Here is a 14312-nt window from a genome sequence, read left to right as displayed (position 1 = left end):
CCCGTTTGTGGGCTGTGAGTAAAGTGAGGGTCACACTTTTGATGGATACGACAATGACAAAAATAGTAATCGCGATATTGTTGGGGGCGACATTGGCCGGTTGTGCCACTTCTGTTAAGCAAAATCTATCCGTGGCACAAACTGCACAGAGCAGAGCCGAGGACCCGGTCAAAGAAGCGCTGTTTCATCAGTGGTTTGCTGCTGAATTCGACAACCATGAACAGCATTGGCAGGACAATATCGACAAGCAAAAGCAGCCTGACTTACAAGTTCACGAACATATCCATCATATATTTGCGCCGGTGCCTACGCCTGCTTTGGAAGGGCAAACGTATTATGTGAAGCAATACATGGATGGTGACCCGGCAAAAATTTATCGCCAGCGCTTGTATCAGTTTGTCAGGAATGAGGAAAAAGGAGCTATTCAGCTCAATATCTATCGCTTCAAGAACGAGAAAAAGTTCACCGATGCGCATTTAAATCCCGCTTTGTATGCCAATTTGACACCAGAAGAAATCACTACGTTTCCGGGGTGCGAAGTGTACTGGACATGGAACGGGCGTTATTTTGACGGCGCTATGGAACACAATGCTTGTGCGATTAAATCGTCGCGATCTGGCAAGATGATGTATTTCAATGATGAATTGCGGCTGACTGAACAAGAAATATGGATTGCTGACCAGGCACACGACGCACAAGGTAATCGTATTTTCGGAAACAAAGCTGGGATCCCGCATATTAACCGCAAAGTGACTTATTTCACCGGTTGGGGCGGCAACAGACTCGGCGGCCAAAGTGCGCCTGAAGATGCGAAGTGGGGGTTTACCCGTAGCATTACCATTCACAATGAAGGGCAGATTGTTCCCTTAATAGATGATAAAACAGGGCTGGAAACCGGGTATTCGGTGCAACTGGCTCAGCTGACGTATCAGGGCACAACCGACCCTATTCTCAAACTGGGTATTATTGATAACCAAAGCGGAAAAACCGTCACTTATATCTGGAGTGACAGAGATAACGTAAAGACCGGTATCAATCTGCGCTGGTTGCAAGCCGGTTTAAAAATAAAACAAGACAACCCCCATTTTAGTTTTTAGTGAAGTGGGCAACTATGACTATCAGTAGACTGACGCAGCGCGATCACGAGCAATGGCGATTTTTCATGCCGGGCTGTTGTTGGCGGACGTGAGCGCTTCGGTCAACGCATTCGGTTGGATTTACCGGGCGTGGCTTGGCTCAAGAAAAAAGAAGGTACCTAATAATGTTATTGAGTGAAGTCGTCGCCGGTCTTCGTCAGCTTGTTGGTGAACAACATGTGCTGACTGACAATGCCAGTAAGGTATTGTATGCCCAGGATGTATACGCTCGGGAGGCTCCCGCGGGTGCAGTGATTCAGCCGCAATCGGTTACCGCGCTTAGTCAGGCTGTGAAATTCATTACAGAGGCGGGTTTTGCTGTGCTTCCACGCGGTGGCGGTATGTCATACACCAAAGGCTTAGTCCCGGTAGAGCCGGATACCGTGATTGTTGATATGTCCGGCCTGAATAACATAGTGGAAATCAACACCCAGGATATGTACGTCACCGTACAGGCGGGGTGTACATGGAAAGCGCTACATGAGGCATTAGCGCAAACTGGATATAGGACGCCTTACTGGGGAACCTTATCTGGTATTCGCGCCACTGTAGGCGGAGGATTGTCGCAGAACGCCATATTCTGGGGAAGTGGCCAATACGGCTTTTCTGTTGATTCGGTGCTGTCTGTTTCCGTGTGCCTTGCAGATGGAACCATCCTTGATACTGGCAGTGCCGCACAGGTTAACGGTACGCCTTTTATGCGTCATTTCGGGCCTGATCTCACCGGGCTTTTCTGTTGTGATAATTCCGCGTTAGGAATAAAAACAGACATCACCTTAAGACTGGTTCCTACTTTACCTCACCGCGACGGTGTCTCTTTTTGCTTTCGTCATTTCGAGCAACAAGCCGCAGTGATGTCTGAAGTCGCGCGACAAAACCTGGTGACTGAATGCTGTGGGTTTGACCCCTATCTGCAAGCTCAGCGACTTAAAAGGGAATCGTTGACTGCTGACATGAAATCCTTAGGCGGCGTGTTTAAATCGGCTAACGGATTAGGCGATGCGCTGAAGCGGGGCGCGAAAGTTGCGCTGGCTGGTCGGAATTTTGTCGAAGCCGACGCATGGTCAGTACACTTCTGGGTGGAAGACAGAACCCAGGCTGGTATAGACGATAAGCTAAACGCCATCAGGAAAATTGCGGCGGCTCACCAGGCTACAGAAGTTGCCAATACCATTCCAACCATATTGCGGGGAACTCCCTTCGGGCCAGTCAATAACATGATAGGGCCAAATGGAGAGCGTTGGGCGCCGGTTCATACTTTGGTGCCCCATTCCAAAGCCGTGATTGCTTATCAGGAAACCGAGGCGGTCTTTGCCAGACATAGGGCCAGTATCGACAAGTACACCATTGGTATCGGGTATCTGTTAGCGCTGGTTTCAACCAATGTATTCGTATTGGAGCCGGTATTTTTTTGGCCCGATGAACTGCATGAGCTTCATCACTTTGCCATCGACCCTGGTCACATTAAAAAAGTGAAAGGCTTTTCTGCTAACCCGGAAGCAACAAAAGCGGTGCAGGCCATTCGCGAAGATCTAATCGCTCTGTATAGTAAAATAGGTGGCGTGCATATGCAGGTAGGTAAAACCTATGCGTTTAAAGACGGCATTGTCAGTGCTAACTTTGCATTGCTTAAGCACCTTAAGCAGTACGTTGACCCTAATAACCGAATCAATCCGACGGTGCTGTCGCTATGACCATGCACTGCGGGTTTCAATCTATTGTGCTGGCAAATAGCCAACCCCTTAATATCCGGTTTTTAGAGATTACCGGTGCTGGCACACCGATTATTGTATTGCACCCATCGCCACTCTCTTCTCGTTTCATGCAGCCGCTTATGTCAGTGCTGGCGACGGAGGGTAACCGTATTATTGCCTGGGATACCCCGGGCTATGGCGATTCTGACGCCTTGCCATCAAACGGGGGGAATTTACACGAATACGCTGATTGTTTGCGCGAGTTTATAACCGGTCTTGGTATTAGTTCCGCCATAATTTATGGCAATGCAACCGGGGCCCAAATTGCTATTGAGTTTAGCAAGCTGTATCCAGCTATGTGCGAACGACTTATTTTGGAAAACTGCGCGATTTTCACTGACGAAGAACGGGCCGATTTTTTTGAACACTATTTCCCTGATCTAACACCTCGCGCCGACGGTGGGCATCTGCAAGTAGCGTGGAAAATGGTAAACCAACTGTTCGAGTACTTTCCGTGGTATGACACTTCTGCCCAAGCCCGGTTGAATACGCCGAAACCTGATCTGGATGTGATTCAGGCGACCTTTATGGATTACCTGAAAGCTGGTCCGCATTACGCGTCGGCTTACAAAGCAGCGCTGGAAAACGAAAGGCCCGAAAAACTGCAGGCTGTTAGCGTTACTACAGACATTGTGCTTTGGCAAAGTAGCATGATTCATCATTACTGTGAGCGTCTGCGCGACCTTACATTACCCTCTAATATTGCTCTGCATCGAGCTGATGCCGGGTTAGCAGCACGGACAGAACAACTATGCAAAATACTCAGGTTACGTTAGCCAGTTACCCGGAAGGGTTTCCTGCCCCCGCTAACTTCGCTGTGGTTAATAGCGCGCTGCCCGCATTGGCCGAAGGGCAGGTGTTGGTGAAAACACGGTATTTGTCTCTTGACCCCTATATGCGTAGTCAGTTGGCGGGACGCCATATATCAGGCAGCATTCAACCCGGCGACGTCATGCTCGGTGAAGTGGTGGGCGAAGTGGTGGATAGCAGAGCGCCTGAGTGGCATACAGGAGACATCGTGCGCTGTATGGGAGGGTGGCAAACCTTTTCGGTCCATCACCACAGTCAGCTTTTTCCGGTAACCAACATCAAGAAAATCAGTCATGCGTTGTCAATTCTCGGCATGCCGGGTTTAACCGCATATGCCGGACTCATATGGCAGGCGATGCCAAAACCCGGTGATGTGATTGTCATTCCCGCCGCGACTGGCGCCGTAGGCGCAACCGCAGGGCAACTCGCCAAGCGCGCAGGATGCCGGGTGATTGGGATTGTAGGCTCAGATGAAAAAGTCGCCTATGCCATCGACACACTCGGTTACGACCACTGCATTAACCGCAAGCGTGAAGAGGTTGCAGCAACACTTGATACACTGTGTCCTAATGGTGTGGATATCTATTTTGATCTGGTAGGTGGTGAGCTATTGCACACTGTATCGGCGAGGCTAGCAGTGGGAGCCAGGGTTATTCTGTGTGGAATGATTGCAGAAACCAATTCTAATGAACGTATGGCAGGGCCTTCGCCAGCCTTGTGGATTAAATCACGTGCAACGGTATACGGGTTGGTTGTGTATGATTTTGAACCTCGTAGAGAAGAATTCATTGATGACTGCGTTGACGATGTCAATGCTGGAAAGCTTATAATGCGAGAAGATATCACTTCAGGCATTGAAAACGCTCCCGCGGCATTTTGTAAGCTTATGCGAGGGGAAAACCTGGGTAAAGTACTGGTGAAAATGATATAGCCGACGCCCGGTTTATCAGGCGTTGGCGCTGTGGTGGGGTTAGTCTTTTTCGCTTGCTGGCTCGTCTAGTATTTGGTTTATCTCAAGCCAGTAACCATCCGGGTCGCGGATCATGGAAACATTGACGGCAATTTTGCCACCATTGGCTCTTGGGTAATGCACAATTTCTGGAGATTCAATCACTGTAACACCCGGTGATGCGGCCACTTTATCCCAGCGCTTATCCAGATCTTTTGCATTAATCACCACGATGGGATCACCAGGTACAGGTTCGTCAAATTTTTCCTGACGCTGTGGCTTTTTGGGATGAATATATTCAAGTAAGCCTACTGCGCCAATGAAGTCATCATTGGCGCGCATCAATACTAATCTGCGTTGTCTTGTTTCTCCGTTTTCCATAGGGGAATTGATCATTTGATCGTAAATGACTTTGAGTCCCAGTGCGTCACGGTACAACTTCAACGATTTTTCGGTATCGTTGGTAATAAAGGTGGTTCTGCGAATGTCTACGGGTATCTGCTCGGTTTCCGAAACAGGCGCTGCCTGCGCCAGTGGGCCGCTCCAAAGGGTTAAACCCAGAGCGACGATGAGTATTTTTCTTATCATGACGGTTATCCACGGTTGACTAGTTCATCTGCAAAACGCAGAGCGTGTGGTACTAATCTTTTCTGACTAGTTCCTCTAATCTAAGCAGATAGACAAATAGCACATTGATAAAGGTCAATTACTCACATTTAGCTTTCAGCGTAAGCCTTTAACATATCTTGCTGCAAAATTGTGATTTGGTAATTGCTCTCAATGCTGATAAGCCCGTCTTTTTTAAGCCTGCTAAAGCCACGACTACTGGTTTCCAGGCTCATACCCAGGTAATCCGCAATGTCCTGGCGAGACATAGGGAGATGGAATTTGTTGGAACCGTGGCCCAAGCGGTGCTCCATATCAAGGAGAAAATGCGCCACCCGTTGGTGGGCGGTTTTTTGGCCCATAATAAAAAGCTGATCAAGAATAAGTGACAAAATATGTGAAGTCATTTCCTGATAGCGTTGGCCAATCATGGGATATTTGTCGAATGCGTTTGAAATTAGCTTTTGGTGTATTTTTATTACGGTAGCCTGAGTTAGGGTTTTTGCGCTAAAGCTGTAGTAAGGGAGCTCGGTGACACCCAGCATGTTGCCGGTAAACAGGAAAGCAAAGACTTGTCTAGAACCTGTTGACGTCGAGCGTTCTAACATGATTGAGCCGGATACGGGCACATATACATAGTCATTAGGATCTTTTTCTCTGAGGACGTATTTGTGTGGCTCTACAGTGATTTCCTCTGCTTTCGCGGCGAGCTCCTCGAAAAATTCCGTGGCGCCTTCCAGTTCCCGTATATTTCTTCCAAAACAAGATGCTAAAGACGTTTTGATGGAGACTTTATTGATATCTAGTGACATGTTATGCCTGCTTATTATTGTTGTCGTCTGCGCCATACGCGTGTGGCATGGGTCAAAACGTGACCGGTGCGGATACCGGCCCTTACGTCTTTAGCATATCCAGCATTGAGTAGACTGGCAATGTTTCTACGTACAAAAAAAGAGTGGCTAGGTACAACAAAGTCATGAATAAGTGAGGAATACAGGCTGTCTTCAGACCGGGCTTTCTTACCCGTGAACAGCCTTTGGTTTTGAGGTTGTTTACGCGTGCTTTTTAATTTGCGTTATTAACAAAAGGGCTATGGAAACCAGCACTGCGAACACAATGAAAGCCGGTTGGTAACTGCCGTAAATGTCGAACATCATGCCAGTGATGAAAATGCCCAAGCCACCGCCAAATGCATCCAGCACTGTGATGGTCCCCAGTAGTTTACCTGAGGCTTTAAGGCCGAAACACTCTATGGCATTAAGTTGGAACAAGGTGTAAAAACCACCCCAAGCGAAACCTACGATTGCGACAGAAAACAGCACAGTGGCTTTGTCTGCAACAATGAGCCACAGCAAACCCAAGAGCATTAGGAAGAGGTTTGCGTACAACACTTTTTTGCCCTGAATGCGGTCGGCAATTAAGCCAAAGGCGAATTTACCAACGAGCGCCGGAGTAAACAGCATAGACAGGCCTGCCGCGGCGGCACCTATGTCAAAACCCACATCCTGCAGGTGCAATATGAGATTCGCCTGAAGGCCCAGCAAGCAATAAAAAGTAAGCATGGCGATACAGGCAATAGACCAGAAAGAGCGGGTTTTCAGGGCGTCTCTGTATTCAACCCCCTGACTCGCCACGTTTTGCTCTTCTGCTGAGGCAGACGCGTTAACACCGAAGGGGAGCGCGCCGATGTCAGACGGGCGGTTTTTTACCATGAACGTAGCTAAAATGAGTAGTGCCGAGGGAATAATCGCTGCCATTTGAAAGGCGTCACGCCAATGCACACCATCGGCAATCCAGCCTCCGAAGATTGGCGCCAGTATGGCGCCACCGAGTGAGGTGCCCATAACAGCAATACCAATACCGGTACCCCGAAATTTGACAAACCAGTTTGAAACCAGAATGACTGCTACGTTCAGCCCACAACACAGCAGCACAACGCCGAATGCCATATGTATGAGATACATATGAGTAATATCGGTAATGTATCCGTAGGCGAAGGTAGCAAAAGCAAGGATCACCGAACCTGCCATGATGAGAAGTTTAACGCCGATACGGTCTATGATAATTCCGACAAAGGGAGCGAGCAGGCCGGTCACCACCAGAGTAATCAGCCCTCTGAGTTTTAAATCTCCCCGCGACCAATCGCTGAATTCAGCCAGCAGTGAGCTGTCGAAAGCGGTCAGTGCTGTCAGCGTCATGCCGTTAGAAATTAACAGGCTGACCATAGCAACAAAAACCATTGCCCAGTGTTTGAAATGGCCCTGTGAAGATGACCGGCTGTCTATTGCATTTGAATGTGCACGCATTACTTACCTCTTATTATCATTAGTTGTTGAACCCGGCCAGTTTTTTCCTCCCACCCATTCTCCTGCATAGGCACTGAATTCGTCACAGCTTACGTGATGCCAGATGTCAGCCTGATAATAGGGGTCAGATTGTATAAACTGCATGGCCAGGCTTTCATTCCCGGCTTCCAGTACGTATAAAGAACCGGTTATTTTCTCTTTTTTATCTCTTAGAGGGCCCGCTACTTTAATCACCTCCAAATGGAGGCTAACCCAACTCAAATGCTCGTTAAGATAGGCTAATCTGCTTTTTTCCTGATTGCCATTGTCACGGCACTGAATGCAAAACAACATGTGTAAATGCGATGTAAATTCCGGTTATTGAGTTATCTCACAATGCCTGGCAGGTGTACTTGACAATTGTCAAAACCACTCTCTCACTCGCTGTTATAAAGTACAGTGCTATAGCTGAAGCGATGTGCCGGAAAAATACTCTGGGAAACGAGAATTAAACCCTGATTGCGTTTTGAAAAGTATCGCCTGGTGATAAGCATGGCCGCAGTGCCGGTTTGGGCATTTATGAGCGGCGCCTGAGAAGAAGGTATAAGGCAAGCTTCAATGGTTTGCTCGACTTTTGCGATGTGCTTCATGTTTAAGGCTTTCATCAGCGTTTTTACCGCCTTTTTCGGGTGTTGCAAGCCGGCGTCGATATCGTCACAGCGGGGCAGGCGGAAGATATTGGTATAGCAAACGGGTTTTTTGTCGTGGGGTTCTACGCGAACTCCACCTAGATGAATACACTGATCGCCGGCTGCGCAATCAAGCAGGCGCGCTACATCAGCGGTGGCGGGTACCATATCAGAAACAGCCAGTTTGAAGCGGGTGGCATTGCCGAACATCATCAGCTCTTCAATGCTGTTGATAAACTGATTGATTTGCTCTGGCATGGACGAGCGAACCACTTTAGTGCCGGAACCTTGTCGGCGCTCGACCAAGCCGGTGCGCTGAACGTAGCGCAATGCCTCTCGGGCAGTATGACGACTTACAGAAAAGGTTTCACACAGCTCTTTTTCTGTGGGCAGGGTGTCACCTATGGCAAAGGTACTGTCGAGGACCCGGTGAATTAGCTGTTCACCAATAACCTGATATTTAGCAGGTAACGACTTACTCTGGTTCATAAATTCGAATCTTAATAGCTTAAATTAGAAAGTGAAATTTTAAATATGTCCGGACAAATTGAATGATTAATGTAAAGACAAGAATATGCAAATGCAAGCGTCTATAACAACAAGGCTTCTCGCCGACCTGGCAGAAAAAAACCTAGAGGAAAGCGATCTCAAACGAGCGGCTCTCCATGTGCTGGACTGGATCGCATGTTGTGCACTGGGCCGGTTATCTATAGCTGGTGATGTCTTTCAATCATTAATTGACGACGATCCTATCTCTTCCCCCAAACAGGCAATCAACCTGTTTCACGGAAGGGTACATTGGACGCAGGCGCTTAACATAAATGCCGCACTAGGTAATGTGTTGGAAATGGACGACATACATCGCTCGTCTATTTTACATCCGGGGCCGGTGATTATCCCGGCGGCCCTGGCAATGGCCCAAGTGCAAAAGGCAAGTATGAAAGACTTCCTGGAGGCTGTGATTTGGGGCTATGAAATAACCATTCGCATGGGGGAAGCGGTGGGGAGAAGTCACTATCAGTATTTCCATAATACGTCTTCCTGTGCCGCCATTGGGGCAGCGCTATCGGTAAGCAAAGTACTTAAACTTTCCGACTCCGAAACCGTGTGGGCGCTTGGTAATGCAATGAGCCGCACAGGTGGCATCTGGCAAATGCGCAACGAGAAAGTGTTGACGAAGCAATGGCACAACGCACAGGCAGCTCTCTCTGGGGCCCATGCCGCGTTGGCTGCGAGGCGGGGACTATCTGGACCGGCGTTTGTTCTGGAAGGGCCTCAAGGCGTATTTGCTGCCATGTCTACTGATGCCAGGCCCGAGGTGTTTAATGCGCCGTCCACACACTGGCGTATTCACGATTGTAGTTTTAAACCCTGGCCGGCCTGTCGCCATGCGCACCCGGCCATGGACGCACTGTTATCAGTACTACAGCACGCTGAGGTGGCAGCAACCGATGTAGAAAGAGTAACGATTAACACCTACCGGGATGCCATGGTCTTTTGTGATCGCAGAACACCGGTAACACCTCTGGAGGCCAAATTCAGTATACAGCACGCGGTAAGCTGCTTGCTTCTGTTCCAACAACCTCAACTACATCACTTTGACTGTGATTACATCGCTCGTGAAGATGTTATCGCGCTTCGGGATAGGGTGGATGTTGTATTTGACGCCAACATTGAGAAATTATATCCGGCCCATTACGGCGCCAGGTGTGAAATTTTGCTCAAGGACGGCAAAGTGCTGAGCGCACAGGTAGATGACACCCTGGGCGACCCTGAAAAACCGCTGTCAAAACCTCAGTTTGCGCACAAGATTAGTATGTTGCTGTCTGCAGCTGGCGTGAGCGCCAGCAAGACCGATGCCCTATTAGCCATGGAATGGGCCAAACAAGACGATCTCACTTCGCTCAATCGGTTGCTGGAGGACAAGATATGAGCGCGATGAATCAGCTCATTCGTCATATTGAACAAACCCGATACGAGAGCTTGCCTGAAAGCACGATTGACGCCTGTAAAACCTTTATCCTCGACTCCATCGGGGTGGGGATAAGTGGCTCCAGGGTACACTATGTCGATGTGATAAAGCAGGCGCTCGCCCATCAGGGAAATGCGGCGCAAGCTCAGGTGTGGGTAACAGGTGAATGGGCTCCAGCCCATGTTGCTGCGGCAATAAACGGCTATCAAATTCACAATCAGGAATGGGATTGTGTGCATGAACGGGCCGTGGTGCACCCCATGGCGGTTATACTGTCTGCGTTGGTGGCTTTTGCCCAGAAGGAAAATCTCAGCGGAAAAGCGTTGATACTGGGTGTCGCCGTGGCAGTGGATGTGGCTACGCTTATAGGCAGTTCAGCCTCCTCGGGGCTCAAATTTTTTCGCCCTGCTGTGTGCGGGTGTTTGGGAGCCACGGCAGGTATATGCGCCATGTTGAACATAAAGGGAGTGACGCTGGAAAATGCGCTCGGTATTGCTTACAGTCAAATAAGCGGGACCATGCAGGCACATGTGGAAGGTTCGCCCATGTTGGCCATGCAAATTGCTACTAATGCCGCCACGTCAGTGAATGCAATACAGCTTGCCTTAGCCGGTTTTCAAGGCCCCAAGGACATTCTTGAGGGGCCGTTTGGTTATTTGAAGCTATTTGAAGATTCCTATGACCTCGGTTATTTTCACGCCAATCTCGGCAAGCAATATCAAATTGAACGCGTTAGCCACAAGCCTTTTCCCACCGGTCGAGCCGGCCATGGCACTATTGACGGTATTCAAACACTGCAAAGAAATCACACTATTTCAATTGAACAGATCCACGCCGTAGAAATTGAGGCAACGCCACTGATAAACCGATTGGTTGGACGGCCAGCAAAGGCGGGTATGGATGCTAACTACGCCAAGCTATGCAATGGCTATATTGCCGCAACCGCGCTGTTAACGGGTAGCGTTAACGCGGAGGATTTTAGTGCCGTCAATTTGGCTTGTCCATTGCGACTGGCTCTGGCTGCAAAAGTACATACCAGGGTAAACACTACTACCGACCCAAATGCGCTCGCCCCGGTGACTGTGCGCATAGCGATGAAAAATGGAGAGGTATTGCACGTTGAGCTACCGGCGGTGTTAGGTCATCCAGATCGCCCGTTGTCCGGACAAGCTCAGCTTAAGAAATTCCGCGACGCCTGTAGAAGTGCAGCACGGCCATTTAGTGATACACAAATCGACAATTTGATAAATCGCATAGACACTTTAGAGCAGATGCAAAATATTAAGCAACTTGTAGAACTCACTATAAGTAATATTTAGGCTGACGCATGAGTAGTTACCCCACATATTTTGAATCGTTTGATTACACACAGATGTTAAAAGACTACCCTTTGGGCGATGAACTGATTCGTCGCTTTGAAGGCATGAGTCGGGACGCGTTAACGGCATTGCAGAACGAGCGTTTTCTGCATGTGGTTGCCCGGGCATGGCAAATTCCCTTTTATCAGCGAATTTGGGGTAAGGCCGGCGTCAAGCAAAACGATATTCAGTCTATAAGCGATATCCATAAACTGCCGCTTATCTCTAAATCAGATATTATGGACAGCGTCGCACAGTATCCGCCCATCGGCGATTTTCACGGTCTGGACGATATTCCCCCTGCCCGGCGACCGCCGCTAGTCTTTCACACCACCTCCGGCACAACCGGTACGCCGCAGCCTTTGCTGTTTGGGCCGAAGAGCAGAGAAATTCAGTCACTACTGGTGGGGCGCAGCTATCGTTTTATGGGGCTCAAGCCCGCTGCCACGGTGCAGTCGTGCTACGGTCATGGAATGATAAACGGTGGCCATTACATTCGTGAGGCTGTGACGCATTACACCAATGCCATCTTTCTTTCAGCTGGCACAGGCGTTGAAACCCGCTCAGTACAGCAAGTAAACCTGATGAAAAGCTTTGGCAGCAATGTGCTGGTGGGTTTTGTTGATTACATCAAGCGACTATCTGATGTGGCAAGGGAAGAAGGCATCACACCCGGCGAAGATATTCACATTGATATGATCATCGGTCACTTGGGTATGGAGTCAAGAGAAGCCATTGCTCAAGCGTGGGGAAGCGCAACCCATCAACCCGAACTATTCGATTGGTATGGTGTGGGCGATACGGGGTGTATTGCGGCCGAAGGGCCGGATCACGATGGCATGCACGTGTGGGAAGACGCTCAGTTTCTGGAAGTGCTTGACCCGGACACCAATGAATCTGTAGCCGACGGTGAGAAAGGAAACATGGTGGTCACCTGTCTTTACAAAGACGATGTATACCCCATTATTCGCTTTAACACCCACGACATCACTGAAGTCATTCCCACACCTAATACCACAGGTTTGCCTTTTAAGCGCATTCGTGGGTTTATGGGGCGTAGTGACAATATGGTGAAACTCAGAGGTATAAATATTTATCCTCAAGGCATTGGTCCGATGATGGATGAACGGGAAGAGTTTCTTGGCGAATTCATTTGCCGGGCTGTAAGGGATGAAAACGGCCGGGACGACATGATTGTGATGGCTGAGGTGGCCGTGCCTCGGGAGCAGCGCGATACACTGACACCTGTTTACAAAGCACTGTTGAAACAAAAGATCGGTATTGCAGTGGAGGTAGAGCTGGTGGGAGAGGGCGAATTAACACCTATGACGCAGGTCGATGTAAGACAAAAGCCCATTCGTCTCATCGACGAACGGTTCTGAGGAAACCCGAATGCAACCTGTAGAATTACTCCATCTTGATTTAACGGCACAACTGGCACTCATTGACGATGGCAAGGTAACAGCAGATGAGTTGACGGCCTTCCAGCTGGACTGGATTCACCACCTGAACCCGTTAATCAATGCGTTCATTTCGATTGCAGACAATGCTCGCTGTGATGAACCAGAGGGCCTGCTGCGCGGCGCAGCAGTTGCAGTGAAGGACAACATTAACGTGGCCGGTTTCACAACCACAGCTGGACTGAGTGTGTTGAAAGAGAACCGGGTTCATACTGATGCCAGTGCAGTTGCTAGGTTAAGACAGGCCGGCGGACGATTTATCGGAAAGTTGAATATGAGTGAGGGGGCGTTAGGAGCCAGTAATCACAATGCACATTTTGGCGATTGCTTTAATCCCTTCGATCTTGCGCTAACCCCCGGCGGATCGTCGGGAGGATCCGCTGCCGCAGTTGCATCAGGTATGGTTTCACTGGCTTTGGGCACAGACACCATGGGCTCGGTGAGAATTCCTGCAAGCTACTGCGGCGTGTTTGGTTTTAAGGCTAGCCGTGGGGCCATTTCAAACGCTGGTACCGTGCCGTGTGGCAGGGTAATGGATACCGTTGGCCCAATTGCCCGTTCTGCGAGAGATTTATCTTTGGCGTTTTCCGTTATGCAGGGCTACGACCCTAATTGCCCGCGTTCGGTACCCATGGCGTTTGACCCGGTAATGCCCTCATCACCAGTACTGTTAGTACCCGATGATTTGCCCAACCTGGGTGTCGAGGATGACATCATAAAAGACTTCGAGGCAAACCTTGAAGCCTTTGTTGATATGGGGTGTCAGCTCCGCCGGTTCAGTTTTGCCCACTATGATTTTGGCGCGGCCCGACGGGCCGGATTGATCCTCTGTGAAGCTGATATGCGCCATTTCCACGCTGCTGCCTGGGACGCGTATCCTGATGATTTTTCAGACTATCTTCGCAACTTGCTGTCGTACATTGATAGGAAAACGCCGATGGATGTGATGAGAGCTGAGGTGACACTGGACAACGCGGTGTTAACCGCCCGTACACTATTCTCCCAAGGCGATTTTCTATTGTTGCCCACGGCACCTCAACGGGCCTTCCCTATGGCTGGCGAAATACCGGTGAACCAGGCCGATCTCACTGGGTTTGCCAACCAAGCCGGGCTATGTGCGGTTTCTGTGCCAATGCTATCAGATAACCCTTTGCCCGCTGGAATGCAAATTGTGGGGCAGTTTGCCGCCGATAAACAGGTGTTGGCCCTTGCAGAAATGTGGGAGCAACACGTGCAATTTACTTTTACCATTCCTCAGACGCTGTTAAGCGCAATGGATAACAACTAAACGGA

General features: G+C 49.3%; 13 protein-coding genes. 8 read left to right on the top strand and 5 right to left on the bottom strand.

Annotation, left to right across the window (positions count from 1 at the left end):
* The first annotated feature begins 53 nt into the window (after window positions 1-53).
* From KO518_RS17165 to KO518_RS17150, 4 genes are all read left to right on the top strand, one after another.
* On the top strand, window positions 54-1097 hold the full coding sequence (locus tag KO518_RS17165; protein ID WP_216027090.1) for a CpcT/CpeT family chromophore lyase: 1044 nt from the start codon (window positions 54-56) through the stop codon (window positions 1095-1097).
* Window positions 1098-1261: 164 nt separating this feature from the next.
* A complete protein-coding gene (locus tag KO518_RS17160) occupies window positions 1262-2830 on the top strand; it encodes an FAD-binding oxidoreductase (RefSeq protein ID WP_216027089.1) in 1569 nt (522 codons plus the stop codon).
* Window positions 2827-3666, top strand: coding sequence for an alpha/beta fold hydrolase (locus KO518_RS17155; protein WP_216027088.1), 840 nt, complete (start codon window positions 2827-2829; stop codon window positions 3664-3666). The genes KO518_RS17160 and KO518_RS17155 overlap by 4 nt, the downstream gene beginning before the upstream one ends.
* Complete coding sequence (locus KO518_RS17150) at window positions 3642-4631, top strand: NADP-dependent oxidoreductase (protein ID WP_216027087.1); 990 nt, start codon at window positions 3642-3644, stop codon at window positions 4629-4631. Before KO518_RS17155 ends, KO518_RS17150 begins: the two co-directional genes overlap by 25 nt.
* A 39-nt stretch (window positions 4632-4670) precedes the next feature.
* On the opposite strand, the gene KO518_RS17145 is transcribed toward KO518_RS17150, so the two are convergent.
* The 5 genes from KO518_RS17145 to KO518_RS17125 form a co-directional block, all read right to left on the bottom strand.
* Window positions 4671-5237 (bottom strand): VOC family protein, encoded by a 567-nt coding sequence (locus KO518_RS17145; protein ID WP_216027086.1) that lies wholly within the window; start codon window positions 5235-5237, stop codon window positions 4671-4673.
* A 128-nt stretch (window positions 5238-5365) separates the two neighbouring features.
* Window positions 5366-6067 carry a Crp/Fnr family transcriptional regulator gene (locus KO518_RS17140; protein ID WP_216027085.1) on the bottom strand — a complete coding sequence of 234 codons (702 nt, stop codon included), beginning with the start codon at window positions 6065-6067 and terminating at the stop codon, window positions 5366-5368.
* Window positions 6068-6307: 240 nt separating this feature from the next.
* Window positions 6308-7561 (bottom strand): MFS transporter, encoded by a 1254-nt coding sequence (locus tag KO518_RS17135; protein ID WP_216027084.1) that lies wholly within the window; start codon window positions 7559-7561, stop codon window positions 6308-6310.
* A 3-nt stretch (window positions 7562-7564) separates the two neighbouring features.
* On the bottom strand, window positions 7565-7894 hold the full coding sequence (locus tag KO518_RS17130) for a YciI family protein (RefSeq protein WP_216027083.1): 330 nt from the start codon (window positions 7892-7894) through the stop codon (window positions 7565-7567).
* Between the two features lie 83 nt (window positions 7895-7977).
* Window positions 7978-8718: a GntR family transcriptional regulator gene (locus KO518_RS17125; protein WP_216027082.1), complete on the bottom strand. Its 741-nt coding sequence runs from the start codon at window positions 8716-8718 to the stop codon at window positions 7978-7980.
* A gap of 91 nt (window positions 8719-8809) precedes the next feature.
* On the opposite strand from KO518_RS17125, the gene KO518_RS17120 reads away from it, so the two are divergent.
* From KO518_RS17120 to KO518_RS17105, 4 genes are read left to right on the top strand one after another with little or no spacing between them, the layout of a single operon-like run.
* Window positions 8810-10162 (top strand): MmgE/PrpD family protein, encoded by a 1353-nt coding sequence (locus tag KO518_RS17120; RefSeq protein ID WP_216027081.1) that lies wholly within the window; start codon window positions 8810-8812, stop codon window positions 10160-10162.
* Window positions 10159-11520: an MmgE/PrpD family protein gene (locus KO518_RS17115; RefSeq protein WP_216027080.1), complete on the top strand. Its 1362-nt coding sequence runs from the start codon at window positions 10159-10161 to the stop codon at window positions 11518-11520. The genes KO518_RS17120 and KO518_RS17115 overlap by 4 nt, the downstream gene beginning before the upstream one ends.
* An 8-nt stretch (window positions 11521-11528) precedes the next feature.
* Window positions 11529-12941, top strand: coding sequence for a phenylacetate--CoA ligase family protein (locus KO518_RS17110; protein WP_252736261.1), 1413 nt, complete (start codon window positions 11529-11531; stop codon window positions 12939-12941).
* A 10-nt stretch (window positions 12942-12951) separates the two neighbouring features.
* Entirely contained in the window at window positions 12952-14307 is a 1356-nt protein-coding gene (locus tag KO518_RS17105; protein WP_216027079.1) for an amidase, read from the top strand.
* Window positions 14308-14312: the final 5 nt, after the last annotated feature.

The organism is Aestuariibacter sp. A3R04, assembly GCF_018860805.1.
In the GTDB taxonomy this organism is placed as follows: domain Bacteria; phylum Pseudomonadota; class Gammaproteobacteria; order Enterobacterales; family Alteromonadaceae; genus Alteromonas.
Note: the sequence above shows the minus strand (reverse complement) of the source record. Positions and strands in the feature narration are given on the sequence as shown.

Bases quoted from the DNA above. Each gene is read 5' to 3' on its own strand.
- KO518_RS17165 (WP_216027090.1), top strand. From the start codon at position 54: ATGACAAAAATAGTAATCGCGATATTGTTGGGGGCGACATTGGCCGGT.
- KO518_RS17160 (WP_216027089.1), top strand. From the start codon at position 1,262: ATGTTATTGAGTGAAGTCGTCGCCGGTCTTCGTCAGCTTGTTGGTGAA.
- KO518_RS17155 (WP_216027088.1), top strand. From the start codon at position 2,827: ATGACCATGCACTGCGGGTTTCAATCTATTGTGCTGGCAAATAGCCAA.
- KO518_RS17150 (WP_216027087.1), top strand. From the start codon at position 3,642: ATGCAAAATACTCAGGTTACGTTAGCCAGTTACCCGGAAGGGTTTCCT.
- KO518_RS17145 (WP_216027086.1), bottom strand. From the start codon at position 5,237: ATGATAAGAAAAATACTCATCGTCGCTCTGGGTTTAACCCTTTGGAGC.
- KO518_RS17140 (WP_216027085.1), bottom strand. From the start codon at position 6,067: ATGTCACTAGATATCAATAAAGTCTCCATCAAAACGTCTTTAGCATCT.
- KO518_RS17135 (WP_216027084.1), bottom strand. From the start codon at position 7,561: ATGCGTGCACATTCAAATGCAATAGACAGCCGGTCATCTTCACAGGGC.
- KO518_RS17130 (WP_216027083.1), bottom strand. From the start codon at position 7,894: ATGTTGTTTTGCATTCAGTGCCGTGACAATGGCAATCAGGAAAAAAGC.
- KO518_RS17125 (WP_216027082.1), bottom strand. From the start codon at position 8,718: ATGAACCAGAGTAAGTCGTTACCTGCTAAATATCAGGTTATTGGTGAA.
- KO518_RS17120 (WP_216027081.1), top strand. From the start codon at position 8,810: ATGCAAGCGTCTATAACAACAAGGCTTCTCGCCGACCTGGCAGAAAAA.
- KO518_RS17115 (WP_216027080.1), top strand. From the start codon at position 10,159: ATGAGCGCGATGAATCAGCTCATTCGTCATATTGAACAAACCCGATAC.
- KO518_RS17110 (WP_252736261.1), top strand. From the start codon at position 11,529: ATGAGTAGTTACCCCACATATTTTGAATCGTTTGATTACACACAGATG.
- KO518_RS17105 (WP_216027079.1), top strand. From the start codon at position 12,952: ATGCAACCTGTAGAATTACTCCATCTTGATTTAACGGCACAACTGGCA.